Origin of the sequence: Nonomuraea sp. NPDC052265 (assembly GCF_044547985.1) — a bacterium.
GTDB lineage: Bacteria > Actinomycetota > Actinomycetes > Streptosporangiales > Streptosporangiaceae > Nonomuraea.
Genome location: NZ_JBIUBJ010000016.1, coordinates 135,420 through 155,356 on the forward strand (window position 1 = coordinate 135,420; position 19,937 = coordinate 155,356).

Annotated in this window: 18 protein-coding genes; 8 read left to right on the forward strand and 10 right to left on the reverse strand. The window is 71.7% G+C overall.

Translation table 11 applies throughout. From position 1 onward, the window contains the following. Positions 1-86: 86 nt before the first annotated feature. Positions 87-815, forward strand: a complete 729-nt coding sequence (locus tag ACIHAD_RS35670) for a class I SAM-dependent methyltransferase (protein ID WP_397359121.1) — start codon at positions 87-89, stop codon at positions 813-815. Between the two features lie 41 nt (positions 816-856). Continuing rightward, a complete protein-coding gene (locus ACIHAD_RS35675) occupies positions 857-2,287 on the forward strand; it encodes an MFS transporter (protein ID WP_397359122.1) in 1,431 nt (476 codons plus the stop codon). Here the strand turns inward: ACIHAD_RS35675 and ACIHAD_RS35680 are convergent. The 3 genes from ACIHAD_RS35680 to ACIHAD_RS35690 form a co-directional block, all read right to left on the reverse strand. Then, positions 2,265-2,825 carry a hypothetical protein gene (locus ACIHAD_RS35680; protein ID WP_397359123.1) on the reverse strand — a complete coding sequence of 187 codons (561 nt, stop codon included), beginning with the start codon at positions 2,823-2,825 and terminating at the stop codon, positions 2,265-2,267. The genes ACIHAD_RS35675 and ACIHAD_RS35680 overlap by 23 nt on opposite strands. A 48-nt stretch (positions 2,826-2,873) precedes the next feature. Beyond that, the gene (locus ACIHAD_RS35685) at positions 2,874-3,548 is read right to left on the reverse strand and encodes a hypothetical protein (protein ID WP_397359124.1); all 675 of its coding nucleotides are present in this window, start codon (positions 3,546-3,548) and stop codon (positions 2,874-2,876) included. Between the two features lie 84 nt (positions 3,549-3,632). After that, positions 3,633-4,616, reverse strand: coding sequence for a polyprenyl synthetase family protein (locus tag ACIHAD_RS35690; protein WP_397359125.1), 984 nt, complete (start codon positions 4,614-4,616; stop codon positions 3,633-3,635). Between the two features lie 129 nt (positions 4,617-4,745). On the opposite strand from ACIHAD_RS35690, the gene ACIHAD_RS35695 reads away from it, so the two are divergent. Beyond that, entirely contained in the window at positions 4,746-5,696 is a 951-nt protein-coding gene (locus ACIHAD_RS35695) for a serine hydrolase domain-containing protein (protein ID WP_397359126.1), read from the forward strand. Between the two features lie 5 nt (positions 5,697-5,701). Here ACIHAD_RS35695 and ACIHAD_RS35700 read toward each other — a convergent pair whose 3' ends face one another. Then, entirely contained in the window at positions 5,702-6,655 is a 954-nt protein-coding gene (locus tag ACIHAD_RS35700; RefSeq protein ID WP_397359127.1) for a zinc-binding alcohol dehydrogenase family protein, read from the reverse strand. Between the two features lie 85 nt (positions 6,656-6,740). Between ACIHAD_RS35700 and ACIHAD_RS35705 the strand changes: the two genes are divergently transcribed. After that, the gene (locus ACIHAD_RS35705) at positions 6,741-7,328 is read left to right on the forward strand and encodes a TetR/AcrR family transcriptional regulator (protein WP_397359128.1); all 588 of its coding nucleotides are present in this window, start codon (positions 6,741-6,743) and stop codon (positions 7,326-7,328) included. Positions 7,329-7,344: 16 nt separating this feature from the next. Here the strand turns inward: ACIHAD_RS35705 and ACIHAD_RS35710 are convergent, their stop codons facing one another. After that, the gene (locus tag ACIHAD_RS35710; protein ID WP_397359129.1) at positions 7,345-8,214 is read right to left on the reverse strand and encodes a LysR family transcriptional regulator; all 870 of its coding nucleotides are present in this window, start codon (positions 8,212-8,214) and stop codon (positions 7,345-7,347) included. A gap of 71 nt (positions 8,215-8,285) precedes the next feature. Here ACIHAD_RS35710 and ACIHAD_RS35715 point away from each other — a divergent pair, with 71 nt between their 5' ends. Beyond that, positions 8,286-9,164 (forward strand): 4-hydroxy-tetrahydrodipicolinate synthase family protein, encoded by an 879-nt coding sequence (locus ACIHAD_RS35715; protein WP_397359130.1) that lies wholly within the window; start codon positions 8,286-8,288, stop codon positions 9,162-9,164. On the opposite strand, the gene ACIHAD_RS35720 is transcribed toward ACIHAD_RS35715, so the two are convergent. Beyond that, positions 9,126-10,256 (reverse strand): FAD-dependent oxidoreductase, encoded by a 1,131-nt coding sequence (locus ACIHAD_RS35720; RefSeq protein WP_397359131.1) that lies wholly within the window; start codon positions 10,254-10,256, stop codon positions 9,126-9,128. The genes ACIHAD_RS35715 and ACIHAD_RS35720 overlap by 39 nt on opposite strands. Here ACIHAD_RS35720 and ACIHAD_RS35725 point away from each other — a divergent pair. Both ACIHAD_RS35725 and ACIHAD_RS35730 read left to right on the forward strand, forming a co-directional pair. Beyond that, complete coding sequence (locus ACIHAD_RS35725; RefSeq protein WP_397359132.1) at positions 10,255-10,629, forward strand: MarR family winged helix-turn-helix transcriptional regulator; 375 nt, start codon at positions 10,255-10,257, stop codon at positions 10,627-10,629. The two genes, ACIHAD_RS35720 and ACIHAD_RS35725, sit on opposite strands and share 2 nt — an antisense overlap. A gap of 9 nt (positions 10,630-10,638) precedes the next feature. Then, positions 10,639-10,830: a hypothetical protein gene (locus tag ACIHAD_RS35730; protein WP_397359133.1), complete on the forward strand. Its 192-nt coding sequence runs from the start codon at positions 10,639-10,641 to the stop codon at positions 10,828-10,830. Here ACIHAD_RS35730 and ACIHAD_RS35735 read toward each other — a convergent pair. The 3 genes from ACIHAD_RS35735 to ACIHAD_RS35745 are packed head-to-tail and all read right to left on the reverse strand — an operon-like array spanning position 10,811 to position 18,262. Next, positions 10,811-15,613 carry a DNA repair ATPase gene (locus ACIHAD_RS35735; RefSeq protein WP_397359134.1) on the reverse strand — a complete coding sequence of 1,601 codons (4,803 nt, stop codon included), beginning with the start codon at positions 15,611-15,613 and terminating at the stop codon, positions 10,811-10,813. The genes ACIHAD_RS35730 and ACIHAD_RS35735 overlap by 20 nt on opposite strands. 1 nt (position 15,614) lies before the next feature. Further along, complete coding sequence (locus ACIHAD_RS35740; protein WP_397359135.1) at positions 15,615-17,711, reverse strand: flotillin family protein; 2,097 nt, start codon at positions 17,709-17,711, stop codon at positions 15,615-15,617. Continuing rightward, complete coding sequence (locus ACIHAD_RS35745) at positions 17,711-18,262, reverse strand: hypothetical protein (RefSeq protein WP_397359136.1); 552 nt, start codon at positions 18,260-18,262, stop codon at positions 17,711-17,713. Before ACIHAD_RS35745 ends, ACIHAD_RS35740 begins: the two co-directional genes overlap by 1 nt. Positions 18,263-18,417: 155 nt before the next feature. Between ACIHAD_RS35745 and ACIHAD_RS35750 the strand changes: the two genes are divergently transcribed. Next, positions 18,418-19,332, forward strand: coding sequence for an NADP-dependent oxidoreductase (locus tag ACIHAD_RS35750; RefSeq protein WP_397359187.1), 915 nt, complete (start codon positions 18,418-18,420; stop codon positions 19,330-19,332). 32 nt (positions 19,333-19,364) lie between these two features. On the opposite strand, the gene ACIHAD_RS35755 is transcribed toward ACIHAD_RS35750, so the two are convergent. Continuing rightward, positions 19,365-19,886 (reverse strand): CGNR zinc finger domain-containing protein, encoded by a 522-nt coding sequence (locus ACIHAD_RS35755; protein WP_397359137.1) that lies wholly within the window; start codon positions 19,884-19,886, stop codon positions 19,365-19,367. Between the last annotated feature and the right edge of the window lie 51 nt (positions 19,887-19,937).

Sequence of the window (19,937 nt, forward strand, 5' to 3'; positions counted from 1 at the left end):
AGTTATTGCGTTGGGGCCCAATTGAGGGTGAAGGGGAAGTGTTTGCTCAATTCCCGGTCAAGACCATCTTGAGATATAACGTGAGAGTGAGCACTCGACACGGTAGCTACGGATTCGACGCGCCGTGGGCCCTCGGCGGACTGCTCTTCGGGGCGATCGTCCTGCTGGCTCTCGCGGCGGTCTCCTTCATGCTGGACATCCCCGCCGCCGGGATCGCCTTCGCCTTCGGCGGGCTCTACACGCTGGCCAGCGCGGCCAGCTACCTCTACACCACCCGCCGGGGCAAGTTCGCCGTCTGGGCCGAGCTGCTGGAGCCGCTCGAAGGCGGCGAGCGGGTGCTCGACCTCGGCTGCGGGCGCGGCGCGGTGCTGCTGGCGGCCGCCGCCCGGCTCACGTCCGGACGGGCCACCGGCGTCGACCTGTGGAGCACGAAGGACCAGTCGGGCAACGCCGCGGCCGTCACCCTGGCCAACGCCGCGGCCGAAGGCGTCGCCGACCGGGTCGACCTGGTCACGGGCGACATGCGCGCCCTGCCGTTCGAGGACGGTGTGTTCGACGTCATCGTGTCGAGCCTGGCGATCCACAACATCCCCTCCGCCGAAGGTCGCGAGCAGGCCGTCCGCGAGGCCCATCGGGTGCTGCGGCCCGGCGGGCGCATGCTCGTCGCGGACTTCCGTCACGCGCCCGCCTACGAGGACGCCCTGCGCACGCTGGGCGTGATCGACATCCGCCGGCGCGACCTCGGCGCGCGCCTCTGGTACGGCGGCCCCTGGTTCGGCACCACCCTGGTCGAGGCCAGAAAACCTGCCTTGTAGGGAACGTTTGCCGTTCGTTTACCGGGTACCCAGATGCCCTTATGAGCGACGTGGAAACCGGCACGGTAACTACCAAGGTGCCCGCACGGCTGGACCGGCTGCCGTGGTCCCGCTGGCACTGGATGATCGTCATCGGTCTTGGCACCGTATGGGTCCTCGACGGGTTAGAGGTCACCATCGTCGGCAACCTGTCCGGGCAGCTCGCCAAGCCCGGCAGCGGCCTGGACATCACCCAGGCGCAGGTCGCCGGCCTCGCCGCGGCCCTCTATGTCGCCGGGGCCTGCGCGGGGGCGCTGTTCTTCGGCTGGCTGACCGACAGGTTCGGCAGGAAGAAGCTGTTCCTGCTGACGCTCGTGGTCTACCTCGCGGCCACGCTGATGACCGCTCTGTCCTTCGACGCCTGGTGGTTCTTCCTGTTCCGGTTCATGACCGGGTTCGGCATCGGCGGCGAGTACGCGGCCATCAACTCCGCGATCGACGAGCTGATCCCGAGCCACCACCGGGGACGCATCGACATCATCATCAACGGCAGCTACTGGCTCGGCGCGGCGGGCGGCGCGCTGCTGACCGTGCCGCTGCTGAACGACCTGCCGGTCAACATCGGCTGGCGGGTGGCGTTCGGCCTCGGCGTGGTGCTCGGCCTGGCCATCCTGCTGGTACGCAGGAACGTCCCGGAGAGCCCGCGATGGCTGTTCATCCACGGACGCGACCGCGAGGCCGAGCAGATCGTGGACGACATCGAGCACCGGATCGGCGGGAACCTGCCCGAGCCGCAGGAGTCGATGACCATCCGCCAGCGCCGGTCGATCGGCTTCCTCAAGATCGCGCACACGATGGTCGCGCTCTACCCCAAGCGCACGGTGCTCGGGCTGTCGCTCTTCATCGGCCAGGCGTTCCTCTACAACGCGATCACCTTCGGGTACGCCCAGATCCTGACCACGTTCTTCAAGGTCGACTCGCACACCGGGTACTACTTCGCCATCATCGCGGTCGGCAACTTCCTCGGCCCGCTGCTGCTCGGCAGGCTCTTCGACACCGTCGGCCGGGTCCCGATGATCACGGCGACCTACATCGGCTCCGGGGTGCTGCTGCTCGGCACCGCCTGGCTGTTCAACCAGGGCGCGCTGACCGCGATGACGCTGACCCTCTGCTGGTCGGCGGTGCTCTTCGTGGCCTCGGCGGGGGCGAGCGCGGCGTACCTGACGGTCAGCGAGATCTTCCCGATGGAGACCAGGGCGATGGCGATCGCGTTCTTCTTCGCGATCGGCACGGCCGCCGGCGGCATCGCGGGCCCGCTCGTGTTCGCCTCGCTGGTCGAGAGCGGCGCGCCGGGCGACACGGCGCTGGCGTTCGCCGTCGGCGCGATCGTGATGATCGTCGCGGGGCTGGTCGAGCTGGTCTTCGGGGTCAAGGCCGAGCGCAAGGGCCTGGAGGAGATCGCCGCGCCGCTCACCGCCGCGCGGGCCGCATGACGCGCAGCACCTGGGTGCTGTCGGCCAGGTACAGGTGCGGCACGTCCACGAACACCCGCATCGGCCCCCGGTCCAGCTCCAGGCCGCGGGCCATGGTCGCGTGCACCTCGGCGAGCGGCAGGTAGTTGAGGTAGCTGGTGAAGGCGTTCTGGGAACGGAAGGTCGCGGTCATGACGAGCGCGCCGTCCCGGATCCGGAACGCCACGCCGATCAGGCACGGCACCGCGTCGTACGGCTCGCCCGGGGTGGTCAGCGAGATCCACGCGCTCTTGCTGTACGGCTTGACCCGCAGCAGGTCGGCGGCCCAGGCGAGCTGCCCCCTGATCCGCGCGCCGTAGCTGTACCTGAACGGCGGCACGATGACGTCCTCGCTGAACTTCCTGCTGTACAGGGCCAGCCTCTCGGTGTCGCCGTACCGTGCGATGATCGGGTCGTCGCCCCTCACCTCGGCGATCTCGAACAGCACGGACGGGGCCTCGATCACGGGGCCGCGGTCGTCGTCGGCGAGGGTGCCCGCCGTCCAGACATGTCGCATCATCCACATCCACGCCTCCCCACATGACGCCCATGACGCAGGGCCGGGCATTCAGGTCTCCTGATTCGGGAACTCGTAGGGGTTGTGCGGGAGCCGGCGTCGCCTGGTCACGTTGCAGCGCACGTAGTAGACGGCGTAGTGGACCAGCGCGACCAGGAGGATGCCGAAGGTGAGCAGGAGCAGGTCGGGCGCCTGCCCGCAGAGGCCCGTGAGGCCCACCGTCAGGTACGTCGAGTTCGCCAGCGCCAGCGTCATCACGTTGATCCCGGGCCAGGCCAGCGGCGCGTACGTCTCCGGGAAGCGGGGGTCGGTCGGCAGGTTCGGGCTCCAGCCGAGCCGCTCCTTGAGCCTGGAGGCGTAGAGCAGGCGGAAGTTGTTGATCGCGCGTGCCGTCCTGGCGTGCGCGTCGACCGCCTCGATCAGCCGCAGGAACGGCAGCACGCTGAGCACCCCGAACGCCGTGACCAGGGCGAACAGGTACCACGGCACGCGTTGCCAGTCTGTGAGGCTCTGCGGGTCCACCACCTTGGCGCTGGTCAGGGCGATGGCCGCCAGGAACGGCCCCGACAACAGGCTCAACGCGAGCCTGGTCATCTTCAGCCGTTCTTCCTTCGCGGCCAGGTGGACCGCGTAGATGCCGGTGAAGTCCACGGCGGCGAGCTGGAGGAAGTGACTGGACTCAAGCCCGTCGTCCCGGATCATCATGCGAGGGGGGATCTTTCGCATGTGCGCTCCTGTAGTCCGTGACTCCAGTATTAGCGCGATTCACCGGGTTGTGGAGGCGATTCCTACCAATTGTTCCAACAAATCTCAACCGACGCCCGTCAACTGCGACGACAGGCTCGCGACGTGGTCGATGTAGGCCGTCGGGAGGCCGTACAGGAGGGGGGCGACCTCCCGGTCGTGGATCACCGGAAGGGCGGCCAGCGCGTCGGAGGCCAGGCCGCGGCAGAACTCCACCGTGTTGGCCACCAGGTCGCCCGCGCGCAGCCTGCGCAGCGCCTCGGCCACCTGCTCGTCGGTCATGTCGCGGCCGAGCAGGTCGCCCAGGTCGGTGCCCGACAGCAGCAGCGGCAGGCTGTAGACGCCCTGCCGCAGGTCGTTGCCGGCCGGCTTGCCGAGCTGGGCGCTGGAGGCGGTGAGGTCGAGCAGGTCGTCCAGCACCTGGAAGATCAGCCCGAACTTCTCGCCGTACGCCGCCACGCGCGCCCGGTCCTCGGCGGAGGCCCGCGCGCAGACGGCCGCCACCAGGCAGCCGGCCCGGAACAGCGCGGCGGTCTTGCCGGTGATCGAACGCAGCGCGCTCTCGCGGGTCCTGGCCGGGTTGAACAGCTCGCTCGTCTCCAGGTACTGGCCCTCGGCCAGCTCCACCACGGTGGCCGCGAGCACCTCGGCGACCGGCCTGGACACCGCGGTGATGGCCGCCAGCCCCGCCCTGGCCAGCATGAAGTCGCCGATCACCAGCGCCTTGCCCTCGCCCAGCTCGGCGTTGAGCGTACGGGTGCCGCGCCGCTCGGTCGCCCGGTCCATGAGGTCGTCGTGCACGAGCGAGCCGGCGTGGACGAGCTCGACGCACGCGGCGGCCGTGATCACCCGGCGGTCGGGGGTCTTGCCGAGGGCGAGCGAGGTCGCCAGCGTCAGCGCCGGACGCAGCCGCTTGCCCCCGGCGCTGACGATCCGCCCGGCGCCCGCGTTGATCCCGGGCAGCGCGGACGAACCGCTGAGCCGCCTGATCCTGGCCTCGACCTTGAGCAGGCCTTGGGCGACGGCGGGGCTGTTCACGAGTTGCTCCATGGGATCAAGCCTGCTCCCGTGCCGCTGTGCCGCGCCTGAGAGACGCTGAGGACGCTCTCAGCCCGAGGTTTGACCCTGACATCGTGTGAGCCGGTACGACAGGATGTCCCCCGGGCTTAGGAGGACATCATGGGAATGGCGGAGCGGGTCGAGGCGGTCCTGAAGGCCGGCACGGCGCCCAACCTGCACGCGGTCGTGGTCATGCGGGGCGGCGAGGTCGTCGTCGAGCACTACGGCGCGGGCGTCGACCAGCGGATCACGGAGGAGCCCCGGCACGTCGTGTTCGACCGGGACACCCCGCACGACGTGCGGTCGGTCACCAAGAGCGTGGTCGCCCTGCTGTACGGCGTCGCCCTGCGCGACGGGCTGGTGCCGCCGCCGGACGCCGGACTGCTGGAACAGTTCCCCGAATATCCGGATCTGGTGGCTGATCCCGGGCGGGCTCACCTCACCGTCGAGCACGCGTTCACCATGACGCTCGGGCTCGACTGGAACGAGGACCTGCCGTACACGAGCCCGGCCAACAGCGAGGTCGCGATGGAGCTCGCCCCCGACCGGTACCGGTTCGTCCTGGAACGTCCTGTGGTCGAGGAGGCCGGGCAGCGGTGGCGGTACTGCGGCGGCGCCTCGGCCCTGATCGGCGGGCTCATCGCGCGGGGCGCGGGCGAACCGCTTGAGGAGTACGCCGCGAAGGCGCTGTTCGAGCCGCTCGGGATCACCAGGTACGAGTGGGCGAAGGGTGCGGACGGGGTGGCGATGGCCGCGTCCGGGCTGCGGCTGCGGCCCCTCGACCTGGCCGCGCTCGGGCGGCTGGTGCTCGGCGGCGGGCTCGGCATCGTCCCCGGGCAGTGGGTGCGCGAGGTGACGCGGCCCCGCGTCGTCATCGACGGCCCCTTCCGCTACGGCTACCAGTGGTACGTCAGCACCGGTGACCGGCCGTGGACCGAGGCCATAGGGAACGGCGGCCAGCGGCTGCTCGTGCTGCCCGGCGAGGAACTGGTGGTGGCGGTGACGGCCGGCGACTACAACGGGGAGCAGGTCAGCGCCACGGCCGTGCTGGACGCCGTCCTGGACCGGTGAGCCGGTCACGGGACCAGCAGGACGCGGCCCATGACCGCGCGCGACTCCAGGCGGCGGTGGGCCTCGGCCGCCTCGGCCAGCGGGAGGGTCTCGTGGATGACGGCCCGGCTGCGTCCTGAGCCGAGCCGGTCGAGCATCTCGGGGTAGTGCGTGCCGAACACCTGGCCCGCCCAGCCCGGGCCGCTGCACCCGACGAGGGTCACGCCCCGGTCCATCAGGTCGGCGGCCGTGACGGCGGCGGGCTCGCCGCTGAGCATGCCGTAGAACAACATCCGTCCGGTGCCGGGGACGAGCCGGTCGAGCACCCGCCGGGCCGACGCGCCGCCGATCGCCTCGAAGACCACGTCGATCTCCGGCAGCCCGTCCGGCCAGGCCGGGTCGCCGTGGTCCACGGCCTGGTCGGCGCCGAGGTCGAGGGCCCGCCGCCGCTTGGCCGGCGAGCCGGCGGTGGCGATCACCCGGGCCGCCCCGAACTCCTTGGCGTGCGCCACCACGTGGCCGCCGACCGCGCTGGTGCCCGCCTCGACCAGCACGGTCTCCCCGCCGCCGAGCCGGGCCCGGTGCAGCAGGGCGAGGGCGATCGCGCCGGGCGCGGCCCCGGCCAGGGCCTCCAGGGGCGTCACGCCCGCGGGTACGGGGCAGGTCATGGCGGCGGGCATGGCCACGTACTCGGCGTAGGCGCCGAGGCCGCCGGTCACTCCCACGCGTACGGTGCCGAGCAGGTCGCCGTCCACGCCCTCGCCCACCTCGACGACCTCGCCGACCGCCTCCCCGCCGAGCACGGCGGGCAGCGGCAGCGGGAACGGCAGCGCTCCCGAGCGGATCTGCGTCTCGGCCTGGCTGACGCCGATGGCCTGCGCGCGGACGACGACCTGGCCCGCCGAGGGGCGGGGGCGGGGCAGGTCCACCGGACGCAGGGCCTCGGGGCCGCCGGTCGCGTCGAGCTGGATGGCGAGCATGGTCGTTCCTCCCAAATATCTGAACCACTGGTCCAGTTAATATATGGACCACCGGTCAAGTTTGTCCATGGGAAACAATGACCGGATGGAACGTCGAGAGCGGGCCGACGCCGCGCGCAACAGGCGGGCGATCCTGCGGGCGGCCGAGGAGCTGCTGCGCCTGCACCCGCCCGAGCAGGTCTCCGTCGAGCGGGTGGCGGTGGCCGCGGGCGTGGGCAAGGGGACGGTGTTCCACCGGTTCGGCAGCCGTACCGGGCTGATGCGGGAGCTGATGAGCGAACGGGCCCACGAGCTGGACCAGGCGGTGGCCGAGGGGCCGCCGCCGCTCGGCCCCGGAGCGCCGCCCGTCGAGCGGCTGGTCGCCTTCCTGGGGGCGGTGGCCGAGCTGGCCGCGCGCAACGGCAACCTGGTCGCGGCGCACGAGCACGCGGTGGCCACGAGCAGGTCCGAGCCCCGGGAGGCCAACCCGATCTACGTCGGCTGGCACCGGCACGTCACCGCGCTGATCACCGAGGGGCGGCCGGACGTGGACGCGGAGGAGATCGCGCATCTGCTGCTCGGCGCCCTGCACATGGAGCCGATCGCGAGCCGGCTGCGCGCCGGGGACAGCGCGCGGCTGGCCCGCAGCTTCGCCGCCCTCGCCGAAGGGCTGCTCGGCAGGGCCGCCCCTTAGACCGGGCCGGTCCCGGTCACAGGGGGAGGGTGGTGGCGGCGGCGTGGAAGGCGGCGACGGCCGCGCGGACCGCCGGATGGTCGCCGTAGCCGCGGCGGAAGGCGGCCCGCGTACGGCGGCTCAGGGGGAGGCGGGTCAGCGAGACGCCGTCCGGCGGGGCGAGCGCCGCCAGCCGGGGCACGAGCGCGACGCCCTGGCCGGCGGCGGCGAAGGCGAGCACGGTGTCGAAGTCGTCGATGTGGTGCCGGACCCGCGGCTCGAACCCGGCCGCCTGGCAGGCCCTGATCGCCATGGTGTGGCAGAGCGTGCCCGGCTTGCTCATGATCCACGCATCGTCGCGGGCGTCGGGGACGCAGGCGCGGTCGGTCAGGTACATCGGCTCGGTGAACAGGGGCACGGTCTCGATGGAGGCGTCGGTGACCGGGGGCACGAAGTCGTACTCGTGTACGAGGGCGACGTCGAGCTCACCCGCCCGGAGCGCCGCCGAGACGTCGGCGGGGTCGATCTCGGCGACCATCGGCTCAAGGCCCGGGTACGCGCCGGCCAGGCGGGCGAGCGCGGGCGGCAGGAGCACGCGGGTGGCCGTCGGGAACGCGCCGATCCGCAAGGGGCCCGACGGCCCGCCCCGGGCGGCGGCGAGCGCGGCCGAGGCGCGTTCGAGTTGTTCGAGCACGGCCTGCGCGTGCTCGACGAGCAGCAACCCGGCCGGGGTGAGGGTGACCGTGCGGCCGGTGCGTTCGAGCAGCGGCACGCCCGCCTCCCGCTCCAGCGCACTGAGCTGCTGGGAGACCGCCGAAGGCGTGAACGTGACCGCTTCGGCCACGGCGGTGATCGTGCCGCGCCTGGCCAGCTCGCGCAGCAGGTGGAGCTTGCGAGGATCGAGCATAAGTTCATCTTAAACTCGGACGAAGAAATCCGAACTGGACCTAACAGGTAGTCGGGCGGCAGGCTCGGAACATGCTGAGAGGAATCCACGTACCGCTGGTCACGCCGTTCACGTCGTCGGGTGAGGTGGCCGCCGACGCGGTCGAGAAGCTGGCCCGGCAGATGCTCGACGAGGGCGCGGCCGGGCTGGTGGCGCTGGGGACGACGGCCGAGGTGGCCGCTCTCGACCCCGGGGAGCGGGCGCTGGTGGTCGAGACCTGCGTACGCGTGTGCGCCGAGCGCCGGGCGCTGCTGACCGTGGGCGTGACCGGGAACGACACCCGGACGACGGCCGCGGCGCTGCGTGAGCTGCCCGAAGGGGTGGACGCGGCCCTGGTGACCGTGCCGTACTTCCTGCGGCCCGGCGAGCGCGGCGTGATCGCGCACGTCGAGGCGCTGGCCGAGGCGTCACCCGTGCCGCTGGTGATCTACCACATCCCCTACCGGACGGGACAGGCCGTGGGCGCCGAGACCCTGCGGCGAATCGGGGCACATCCGAACGTCGCCGGCGTCAAGTACGCCGTGGGCGGCATCGACCAGGACACGATCGACCTGCTCGCGGACCTGCCCGACGGGTTCGAGGTGCTCGGCGGCGACGACGCGTTCGTCTCGCCGCTGCTCGCGCTCGGCGCCTCCGGCGGCATCCTGGCCTCGGCGCACGTGCTGACCAGGAGCTTCGTCGAGCTGGTGGACGCCTGGCAGGCCGGTGACGTGGCCACCGCGCGCCCGCTCGGGCACCGGCTGGCCCAGGTCTCGCGCGCGCTCTTCGCCGAGCCCAACCCGACCGTGATCAAGGGCGTCCTGCACGCCAGGGGCCTGATCCCGACGCCGGACGTGCGGCTGCCGCTGCTGCCCGCCTCCGCCGCCGCAGTGTCACAGGCCGACCTGGTGGCGGTACATCCAGGCCAGTGACTCCTGGCTCGCGCTCCGCTTCAGGAACATCGGCAGCATCAGGTCGCGGAAGACCCGGGCGACCGGGCCCGCGGCCTTGCTGGTGCTGATCGTCCGGGAGTAGGCCACCACCCGCTCGACCCTGGGCCGCCGTTCGGCCTCGAAGCGCTCGAACGCCTCGCGGTGGCCCTTCGCCTCCCGCAGGCATCTGGCCAGCACGACCGCGTCCTCGACGGCCAGCGAGGCGCCCTGGCCGGAGCTGGGCGAGGTGGCGTGGGCGGCGTCCCCGGTGAGCAGGACGCGGCCCTTGTGCCAGACGGGCACCGGCGGCAGATCGTACACCGGCAGCGCCGGGCAGGCCGGGGCGCGGCGGACGAGGTCGGCCGAGAGGTTCGCGTCCCCCTCGAACGCCGCCACCAGGACGGGCCGCCAGTCCGCGGGCACGTCGCCGAGCCGCCTGGGCAGGTTCGCGAACCACCACGTGTCGCCCGACTCGGCCACCGTGTAGCCGAAGAAGGCCCGCCTGCCGAAGATCATGTTGTAGACGCCGGGCTCGCCGCCGACCCCGGCGTCCCGGACGATGCCGCCGAAGCTGTACAGGCCGCTGTAGCGCGGGCCGGGCGCGCCGGGGTCGAGGAGCGAACGGGTGCGTGAGTGCACGCCGTCGCAGGCGATCAGCAGGTCGCCGGTGGCCGAGGTGCCGTCCTCGAAGGTCGCCACGACCTCGTCGCCGGTGTCGTCGTAGGAGACCAGGCGTTTGCCGTACGTGATGGGGATCCCGCGCCGGGCGGCCTCGTCGCGCAGGGAGCCGTAGAGGTCGGCGCGGAGCACGGTGTGGCTGACCGTGCCGTCGTCGAGCCGCAGCCCGTTGGCCACCTCTCCGAGGCGTTTGCCGGTGCCGCTCCACATGACCATGCGCGGGGTGGGGATGGCCGACGACAGCGCCTCGCGGTGGACGCCGAGCGCGCGCAGGGCGGCCAGGCCGTTGGAGGCGAGGTTGAGGAACGAGCCGACGTTCTCGGCGACCCGCGGGTACGCCTCGTGGATCTCGGCGTCGATGCCGGCCGCCTGAAGCGCCATCGCCGACGCCGCGGTCATGTACCACAGCGCCATGGGCGAGCGGCTCGGCCTGGGCATGACCGAGGAGAAGACGCTCGACCTGCTCCAACGCCTCGGGCCGCTGACCGCGGGGGAGCTGTCCCAGCACACCGGCCTGGCCCCGGCCTCGGTCAGCGGGCTGATCGACCGGCTGGAGGCCAAATGGCTGGTCCGCCGGGTGCGCGACACCAAGGACCGGCGCCGGGTGATCGTGGAGATCAACTGGGAGCGGCTGGCCGGCTTCGGCGAACTGTTCCAGCCGTTCGTGGCCGCGTTGTCCGGCCTGTACGAGCGCTACACCGACGAGGAGCTGGCCCTGGTCGTCGACTTCCTCCGGCGGTCCACGGCCCTGCAACGGGAGGCCACCGCGGCGCTGCGGGCCGAATGAGGGTTGTACATGATCCGGTTCACGGGCTACCGTATCCGGCGCTACGCGCTGGCCCACTACGAGGGCGCGCTGGTGGTCGTCACCCACGACCGCCGCCTGCGCGCCGCCTTCACCGGCACACCTGGAACTCCGCCCAGCCGCCCTCAGCGGCCGGACTTCCTGACGGTCGGGCCCGTCTCGTTCAGCGGTCGGACTCCCTGATGGCTGTGCCCACCTCGCTGACCCGGTCGGCGAGGAGGCCGAGGGCGCCCACGGCCCTGGTCATCGGGTCGTCGCCGTCGCCGCCGAGCGCCCTGGCCCTGAGGAAGGCCGCCTTGATCTCCGCCCAGCGCGCCGCCTGGGCGGGGGTCAGGCGGCCGCGCAGCTCGGCCAGCTTGAGCAGGTTGGCCTCGGCGTCCTGGGTGAGGGTCTGCGCCTCGCCCAGGTAGTGGTCGTCGATCACCGCCTCCAGCTCGTCGTCGTTCATGGCGGGCACGATGCGCTCGGCCAGTTTGTTCATGTTCCGGTACGACCCCTGCAACCGGTACGGCGGCTCGGTCCTGGACGCCTCCGCCTGCGACGCCGACGCGATGTACGCCGCGTTGTTGGCCAGCACCACCTCCTGGACGCGCACCAGCTTGCCCAGCACGCCGAGCATCTGGTCCAGCTCCGCCTTGCCGTACGGGTGCCTGAGCTGGTCCGGGCGGACGGCCGGGTCGCCCTTGGCCAGGCGGACCAGGAGCTCGACGTCGGCCCCGTCACGGCCCGAGAGGGGGGCCAGCACCGGGTTGGAGGTCAGCGCGTTGTCCACGTAGCTCAGCGCGAACAGCTCGTCCCTGCCGGAGAGCACGTCGCCCAGGTTCCACACGTCGGCGCGGTTGGCCAGCATGTCCGGGATGCGGAAGCGCTGCCCGGACTCGGTGTACGGGTTGCCCGCCATGCACACCGCGAACCGCTTGCCGCGCAGGTCGTACGTGCGGGTCCGGCCGTTCCAGACGCCCTCGATGCGGCGCTGGGCGTCGCACAACGAGATGAACTTCTGCAGCAGCTCCGGCGAGGTGTGCTGGATGTCGTCCAGGTAGAGCAGGGTGTTGTTGCCGGTCTCCAGCGCGAAGGAGATCTTCTCGACCTCCTGCCTGGCCGTGGCGTCGGGCGCCTCGGCCGGGTCGAGCGAGGTGACGCCGTGGCCGAGCGCCGGGCCGTTCACCTTGACGAAGACCAGGCCGAGGCGGCTGGCGACGTACTCCATCAGCGTGGTCTTGCCGTAGCCGGGCGGTGAGATGAGCAGCAGCAGGCCCATCTGGTCGGTGCGCTTGCCCGCGCCCGCCGCGCCGAGCTGCTTGGCCAGGTTGTCGCCGATCAGCGGCAGGTAGACCTCGTCCAGCAGCCGGTTGCGGACGAACGCGCTCATGACCTTGGGCCGGTACTCCTCCAGGCGCAGCCGGCGGCGTTCCTGCTCGATCAGCTCGTTGCGGCGGCGCTGGTAGGCCCGGTAGGCCGGAACCCGTTCCCGCCTGAAGGCGCGTGCCCTGGTCAGCAGCTCGTCGATCCTGACCCGCAGCCTGCGGTCCTGGACGCGCGGGTGCGCGCCGAGCAGGCCCTCGACGGTCTCCTCGACGGCGGCGCCGGAGTCGTGGCGGGGCACCTCGCACAGGTGCACGGCGACGGCCTCGGCCACCTCGGGGCCCTCGCGGTACGCGCCGATCCAGGCGTGGGCGAGCTGCAGCCGCTCGGGCAGGGGGAGCGCGGCCAGCTCCTCCTCGAACTCGCGGACCCTGGCCGGGCCGAGCGTCTGCCTGAAGCCGTCGAGGAGGTCGCGGGCCGCCTTCCCGGTCACGAAGCCGAACGGCGTCGCGCCCAGCTCCTCGACCAGGTACTCACCGGCCAGCGCGGCCGTGCCCTCTCCGGCGTCCCGGCCGAAGGAGGAGGCGGTGATCCGGGTGGCGAGTTCGGCGGCCAGGGCCTCCAGGGCGGGGGTGTGGCCGAAGACCGCGCGGGCCCGGACCAGGGAGGCGGCCCTGGTGGTCAATGTTTTACGTGAAACCTCGTCCGTGCCGAAGGCCCAGAACAGCTGGGCCGCCGCGCGGGCCTCGGGCGGGTAACGCAGGAGCCCGGCGCCCTCCCGCAGGCGGACCAGGCTCTCAAGGACGAGGATCGCGTCGTGGTCGTGGACGCCACGCTCGTAGCCCTCGTCGTAGCGCTGCTCGGCGGCCTGGCGTACCAGGTCGGCCAGGGAAGCCCCGGGCCGTACGGACTCCAGGAGGGAGGCGGCCAGATGCTCGGCCCGGTACATCTCCGGCGTCTCCGACACCAGGAGCTGGTCCCAGAACGGCCGCGTGTCGGCGAACGACGCCGGTACGGGCGCGCGGTAGTCGGTCCCCGTGATCGCGAAGTGCATGTCGCCGTCGTGCGGGACCAGCGTCAGGTCGATCGGCTGGGTGTTGACGGCGAAGTGGTGACGGCCGAGGCGCAGCGTCTCGCCGCCGTCGGTGAACAGGTCCAGGCGGTCCCGCAGGGCACGACCGGCCTCCTGCTGGGCCGCCTTGACCCGGCCGTCCAGCTCCTCGGCCCGTACGGCGTCGCCCAGGGAACGCAGCTCGGCCGCCGCCGTCCGGATCCTGCCGACCATCGGATCGGTGGCGAAGTACGTGTTGACCTCGTCCATCGACCCCAGGGACGTCAGCCGCCTGGTCACGCTGCCCAGGATGCGCTCGGCCGAGGCGAAGACCCGGTCGGCCCGCCGCGCCAGGCCGTCGAGCTGGGTCTGTTTCCTGGCCGAGAACGCCTCGTAGACCTCGTCCCGCTTGCCCGCGAGCTGGGCGGCGAAGTCGTCGAACTCGCCGAAGCGCGCTTCCAGGTTCTCCACCTGGAGCATCAGGCGGCCGAGCTGCTCGTCGCACTTGTCCGGCGTGTCGGCCATCGCCAGCGCGCCCGAGACGGCCTGGCCGAACAGGGCGAACTCGGCGGCGAAGGCCGCGCGGCCCTCCGAGCCCAGCAGCTCGCGCCGCCGCCAGTCGAGCACGGCCCGCGCCCGGTTCACCCCGGCCAGCACCTCGGCGATCCGGCCCAGGATCGACGTGCGGACCGTGGCGTCGGCGATCTCCAGCGAGCCGACGACCTCCGTCACGACCTCCAGGCCCTCCGCCTGCTCGGCCAGCCGGTCGGCGACGGGCGCGGCCTCGGCCACGGTCGCGATCGCGGCGGCGTCGGCGGCCAGCCGGTCGACCGCCGCGTGGTAGGCGGTGAACGCCTCCGGGCCCTCCAGGAAGGCGACCGCGCGCCTGCCGGTCGCGGCCAGCTCGGCGGTCACGGCGGCGGACAGCTCGTCCAGGCGGGCGAGGTCCAGGTAGCGGACGTCGCGCAGGGTCACCAGGCGGCCCTGCTGTCTGCGCAGGCCGGCCAGCGTGGTGACCCAGGCGTCGGCGGTGGCGGGGGTGTCGGCGGCGGCCTGGCGTACCAGGTGGTTGGTCTCCTCGGCCGCCGCCGCCAGGGTGTCGGCGGCCTGGCGGGTGAGCTGCTCGACGTTCTCGTACTCGTCGAGCACCTGTTCGGCGGTGGCGCGCACGTCGGCGAGCGGCGCGGCGAGCCCGTGCTCGCCGAGCCAGTGGTAGGAGTCGGCCGCGCGGGTGCAGGCGGCGATCAGCGCCTCGAACGTGGCCTCCGACGCCGCCATCTCCTCGACCATGCGGGCCACGGACAGGCAGTCGGAGATGCCGCGCACCAGCTCGGCGTTGCCGATGCGCTCCAGGGGCCCGGTCCCGGCGGGCTGGCCGGCGGCGTAGGTGTCGGACACGTACGGCGTCTGCCACACCTGCATCGGGTGGACCCGGGTCGGCTCCTCGGAGAGGGCGCGGAAGACCACCATCGTGCCGTCGTCGAACAGGGAGTACCCGTGGCAGACGATGGGGTTGGCCACCTCCTTCCTGATCACGTTGTACGGCAGCAGCAGCGAGCGGCCGTCGCCCCGGGCGTGGAAGACGTACAGGACGTCCTCGCCGTTGGGCGAGCGCACGACCCGCTCGAACTCCAGGTCCGTCACGTCCGTGTCGAAGGTCTTGCTGATCCCGGTCGCCAGGTAGTAGCCGCCCGGGAAGATCAGCCCCTGGTCCTCGGGCAGCCGCTGGCAGGACTGGCCGATGCCGTCGAGCCTGGTCACCGCCTTGGTACGGGTGTTGAAGACCAGATGCCGCCAGTCCGGCTCCTTGTACGGCCTGATCCGCATGAGGACGAGCGGCCCGACCCTGGCGTACTCGACGTCGGCGTCGGCCAGCGACTGGAGGCGTTCGGTGACCGGCTCGGAGTAGACGCCCGCGCCGGTCTCCGTGTTGTTCTCGACCTTGATGGTGAGGTCGCCGCCGATCGTCTCGACGAAGACCTCGCCCTCGATGGAGATGTGCGGATGACGGCCGAGCACGTGGTCGTCGCGGGTGGTCGGCGTCCACTCGAAGTCGTGGGACGGGGGGAAGACGTGGTCCCGCTCCCCCCTGTTGTCCAGATATCTCGGGACACCGCCGTTGCTGACCGCCCACCTGAGCACCCGCGTGTCCGCCGGGCCCGTCCGGAACACCGCCAGCAGCTTGCCCTCTACCCGTCTGAGCTGCTGGAGCCTGGTCTCCTTGTAGTACCGGTACAGCTCGGCGAAGTCCTTCCTGAACGCCGGCTCCTCCAGCGTCTCCAGCTTGCCGGTCTCGAAGGTGAACGCGTCCCCGTCCCTGGTGAAGCGGTGGACGGCGAACACGTCGGCCACGGTCGTCTCCGGCTTGAGCCCGATGAAGACGTTGTAGCCGAACAGCATCACCTCGCCCAGCGAGACGATGTCCCTCGGGACGCAGTTGTTCTCGGTCCTGATCCGCTCGGTGCCGAGCAGGCGCAGCTCCGCGCCGCCGAAGACGCGCAGCCGCTGCCCGTTGATCTCCTCCGCCGCGACCGCCAGGGCCTTGGCCTGCGCCTGGAGCCGGTTCCTGAGAACCTCGTACGTCCCGGCTTCCAGCTCGGTGGTGCTCACGTCAGCCCTTCGCCGCCGCCAGCGCGGCCACCGGGGAGTCGGCCACGCCCAGCCGCCGCGCGGTCTCCAGCAGCTCGCCGAGCGCCGACGACTGCGGGCCGCCGTCCTGGATGAGCCGCATGAGCAGGGCCGAGACGGTCAGGTTCTTGATGTCCTCGGTGCGCACCCCGCTGACCACGGTCGCGATGTCCGCCGCCAGGCTGGCCGTCCCGTTGAGGTACGGCGCCGCCAGCGCCCCGGCCACGTTCGAGTGCCCGACGAAGCCGTCCACCGCCTTGCCCGCGGTGATCGACCCGACCACCTTGTCGAAGAACATCGTGTCGCCGCCGACGATGTCGATGTTGGCCTTGGACAGGCCCGCCGCCAGCACGCTGGCCTGCGACTCGGCCACTTGGCGGGTGACGTCGATGTGCTTGAGCCTGATCTCCTTGTCGGCCTCCAGGCGCAGGCGGTACTCCTCGTGGCCCCGGCTGGCCTCGTCCAGGGCCGCCATCGCGGCGGCCTTCTGGGTCAGGCCCTCGGCCTCGGCCTTCAGCTTCTCGCCGATCGCGGTGGCGCCGGCCAGCGCCATGGCCTGCTCGCCCTCGGCCCGCGCCTTGAGCCGGTCGCCCTCGATCAGCGCCATGGCCCGCGCGCCCTCGGCCTCGGCCCGCAGCCTCTCGCCCAGGGACAGCGCCTCGGCGCGGCCGACCTTCTCGATGGCGTCCGCGTCGCGCTCCTTGACCTGCACCTGCGCCAGCCCGGCCGCGGCGGACTCGGCCTGCACGCCCTCCGCGAGCCGGATCTTGGCCCGCGCCTCCAGCTCGGCGGCCTGCTGCCGGGCCTCGGCGAGCACCAGCTCCTCGCGGGCCTTGAACTTCGACGCTGCCTCCGCGGCCTCGGCCGCCTTGATGTCCTTGACCAGGTTCTCCTGGGCCTCTGCCTCGGCGGCGATGATCACCTGCTGGCGGGTGCGCTCGGCCTCCTCGACCACGCGCAGCCGCTTGATGCTCTCCTCCTGCTCGGCCACCGTCTTGTCGACCGCGATGCGCTCCCGGATGACCTCGGCGATCGACCGCTTCTCGGTCTCGACCTCCTTGTCCTTGGCGATGCGCGACAGCTCGGTCTCCCGCTCCCGGGCGATGACCTCCAGCAGGCGGTCCTTCTCGATGCGCTCGCTCTCGATGGCGATCACCCGCTCGCGGTTCTTCTCGGCGACCGCCACCTCGCGGGCCTGGTTCTCCCGCTGCACGCCGATCTGCTCGTCGGTCTTGATGCCGGCCGTCTGCGCGCGCAGCCGCTCCTCGGCCTGCACGCGGGCGATCTCCGCCTCCTCGCGGGCCTTGACGGTCTCGATCTCGCGGCGCTGCTTGAGCTCGGCGTCGGCCTGGCGGCGCTGGAGCTCCAGGATGGCCTCGCGGGCGTCCACGTTCTGGCGGGTGATCTCCTTCTCCTCGGCCCGCTGGAACTCGTTGGTCCGTACGTGCTCCAGCGCGGTCAGCTCGGTGATCTTCCTGATGCCCTGGGCGTCCAGGATGTTGCTGGAGTCGAGCTGGAGGAGCGCGGTCTGCTCCAGGTAGTCGATGGCGGCGTCTTCGAGGCTGTAGCCGTTCAGGTCGGTGCCGATGAGCCGGATGATCTCGTCGCGGAACTCGTCCCGCTTAGTGTAGAGGTCGACGAAGTCGAGGTGCTTGCCGGCCGTCTTCAGCGCCTCGGAGAACTTGGCGCTGAACAGCTCCTGGAGCGTGTTCTCGTCGCTGGCCCGCGCGGTGCCGATGGCCTGGGCGACCTTGATGACGTCCTCGGCGGTCTTGTTCACCCGGACGAAGAACGTGATCTTGATGTCGGCCCTGATGTTGTCCCGGCAGATCAGCCCTTCACGGCCGGTACGCGTGATCTCGATGGTCTTCACCGAGATGTCCATGGTCTCGGCCTTGTGGACGACGGGGAGCACGATGGCGCCCGTGAACGTCACGTCCACCTTGTTGACCTTCGACACGATCAGCGCCTTGCCCTGTTCCACCTTGCGGAAAAGGCGGCCGATGATGACGAGCAGGCCAATCACGATGACCAGGACGACGGCGAGAAATACGCCGAAGCCCGTGGAGATGACGTCCATCAGATCTCGCTTTCGTAGGGCATGACCCAGAAGAATTCGCCGTCTTTGTCGTATTCGAAGATGAGTGCTTTGTCGCCGCGGGCCAGGCGGTCCCCTCCGGTCGTGCGGACCTGGACGACCGCGGTCGAACCGTCCTCGGAGGCGACCTCGGCCTGGCCGAAGTCGGGGGTGACGGCCCCGGTGCGAATGACGCACGGGCGGCCCACGAGGTCGCCGCGCGAGTGGCGTCCGCCGTCCGGGAACGCCCTGCGCAGCGGCACGAGCAGGGCGCGCGTGACGAGCCAGGCGCCCGCCGCCGCGGCGAGGGGCGCGGCGGCCAGCGCGGCGTCCGGCAGCACCTGGCTCCCGATCAGGGTCAGCAGCCAGGCGACCGCGACCAACAGGGAGATCGCGATCCCGGCGGGCACGCCCCCGAACCCCAGCCATGGCGCGTCGTGGTCGAGGTCGAACAGGCCGACGATGACGGCCAGCCAATAAGCCACGACGGCCACGAGGAGGAAAGTGAAAATGGCGGTCGGAAAGCCCAGAGCGGCGTGGAAGAACTCGGTCATCAGCCCTCGGTTTGCCCCATCCCCCGGTGTGTCCTGACGGACTATATACATATAAAGCACGACTAAAGCGGAAAGTTCCCTACTTCATATCGAAAGTTGGCCGACTTGACCTCAAGCGCAGTTGAGGTAGCAAGCTCGGCGGCATGAGTGACGTGATGAGGGCGGCGGCGTTCGCCGAGCCAGGTGGACCCGAGGTGCTGAAGGTGATGGAGGTCCCCGCGCCGCACGCGGGCCCGGGAGAGGTGCGCGTACGTGTGCGGGCGGCCGGTGTGCAGCCCTTCGACGCGGCCGTACGGGCGGGGTGGCTGCCGCCGTACCTGGGGGACGTGGCATGGCCGCGCATCCCGGGCAACGAGTTCGCCGGCGTGGTCGACCAGGTGGGCGACGGGGTCACCGGGGTGTCGGCCGGGGACGAGGTGCTGGGGTTCTCGCGGCTGTTCGCCTACGCCGAGTACATCGTGGTCCCGGCCGCCGACGTGGCCCCCAAGCCCGCCGGGACGCCCTGGGAGGTGGCCGGCGGGCTGACGTCCGGGGTCCAGACGGCCGAGCTGGCCCTCGACGGCCTGGGCATCGGCGCCGGCGAGACGCTGCTCGTGCACGGCGCGGCCGGGTCCGTGGGCACGGCCGCCGTGCAGATCGCCCGCACGCGCGGCGCCACGGTGATCGGCACGGCCCGCGAGGTCAATCACGACCACCTGCGAGACCTCGGCGCGATCCCGGTGGCCTACGGCGACGGGCTCGCCGACCGGGTGCGCGCGCTCGCCCCCGGCGGCGTGGACGCGGCCCTCGACGGCGCCGGCGGTCACGCCCTGGAGGTCTCGCTCGACCTGGTCGCCGACCGCGGGCGCATCGTCACGCTGGTCGAGCACGGCAAGGCGGCCGAGCTGGGCGTCAGGGTCGTCCAGGGCGAGCGCACCGCCGAACGGCTCGGCCGGTACGCCGCCCTGTACGCCGAGGGCCGGTTCGCCTTCCCGGTGCGGCGGACGTACCGGCTGGAGGAGGCCGCCGACGCCCACAGGGAGATCGAGACCGGCCACGGCCGGGGCAAGGTCGTCCTGGTGACGGACTGAGGTCCGCACGCCGCGATCCCGGGCGGGCCGGTTCAGCCAGTGCTCTTGTGACGCTGGTTGAACCGGCCCGCCTTCGCGCGGTTGCCGCACACCTCCATCGAGCACCACCGGCGGCTGCCGTTCTTGCTCACGTCGAGGAACCACAGGACGCAGGCCGGGTTCGCGCACTTGCGCAGCCGTTCGGGACGCTCGCGCAGGAGCCGGACGAAGTCGGCGGACGCCGTCCAGGCCGCCTCCCAGGCCGGGTCGCTCACCACGACGGTCTCGCGCGGGCCGCCGTCGTCCACCAGCGGCCTGATCGCGCCCTCGGCGAGCACCGCGTTCAGCCCGTCGTGCCCCCGGCCTTCGAGCGACCCGCGCAGCGCGTCCCGCGCCAGGACCAGGCGGTCGCGCACCCGTTCCGGATCGTTCTCGCCCGGCAGGCCGTGGTCGCCGAGCCAGGCGCGCACGCCCTCCAGGTCGTCGAACTGGTCCACCAGGGCGCCGTGGTCCACCCAGACGGTGTCGACCAGGTCGAGCGCCATGGGCTCGTCGCGAAGCGGCCGTATCCTCACTGCCTCTAACCCCTCAAACCGATTTGACTGGTTAACACTCGCCATGTTATC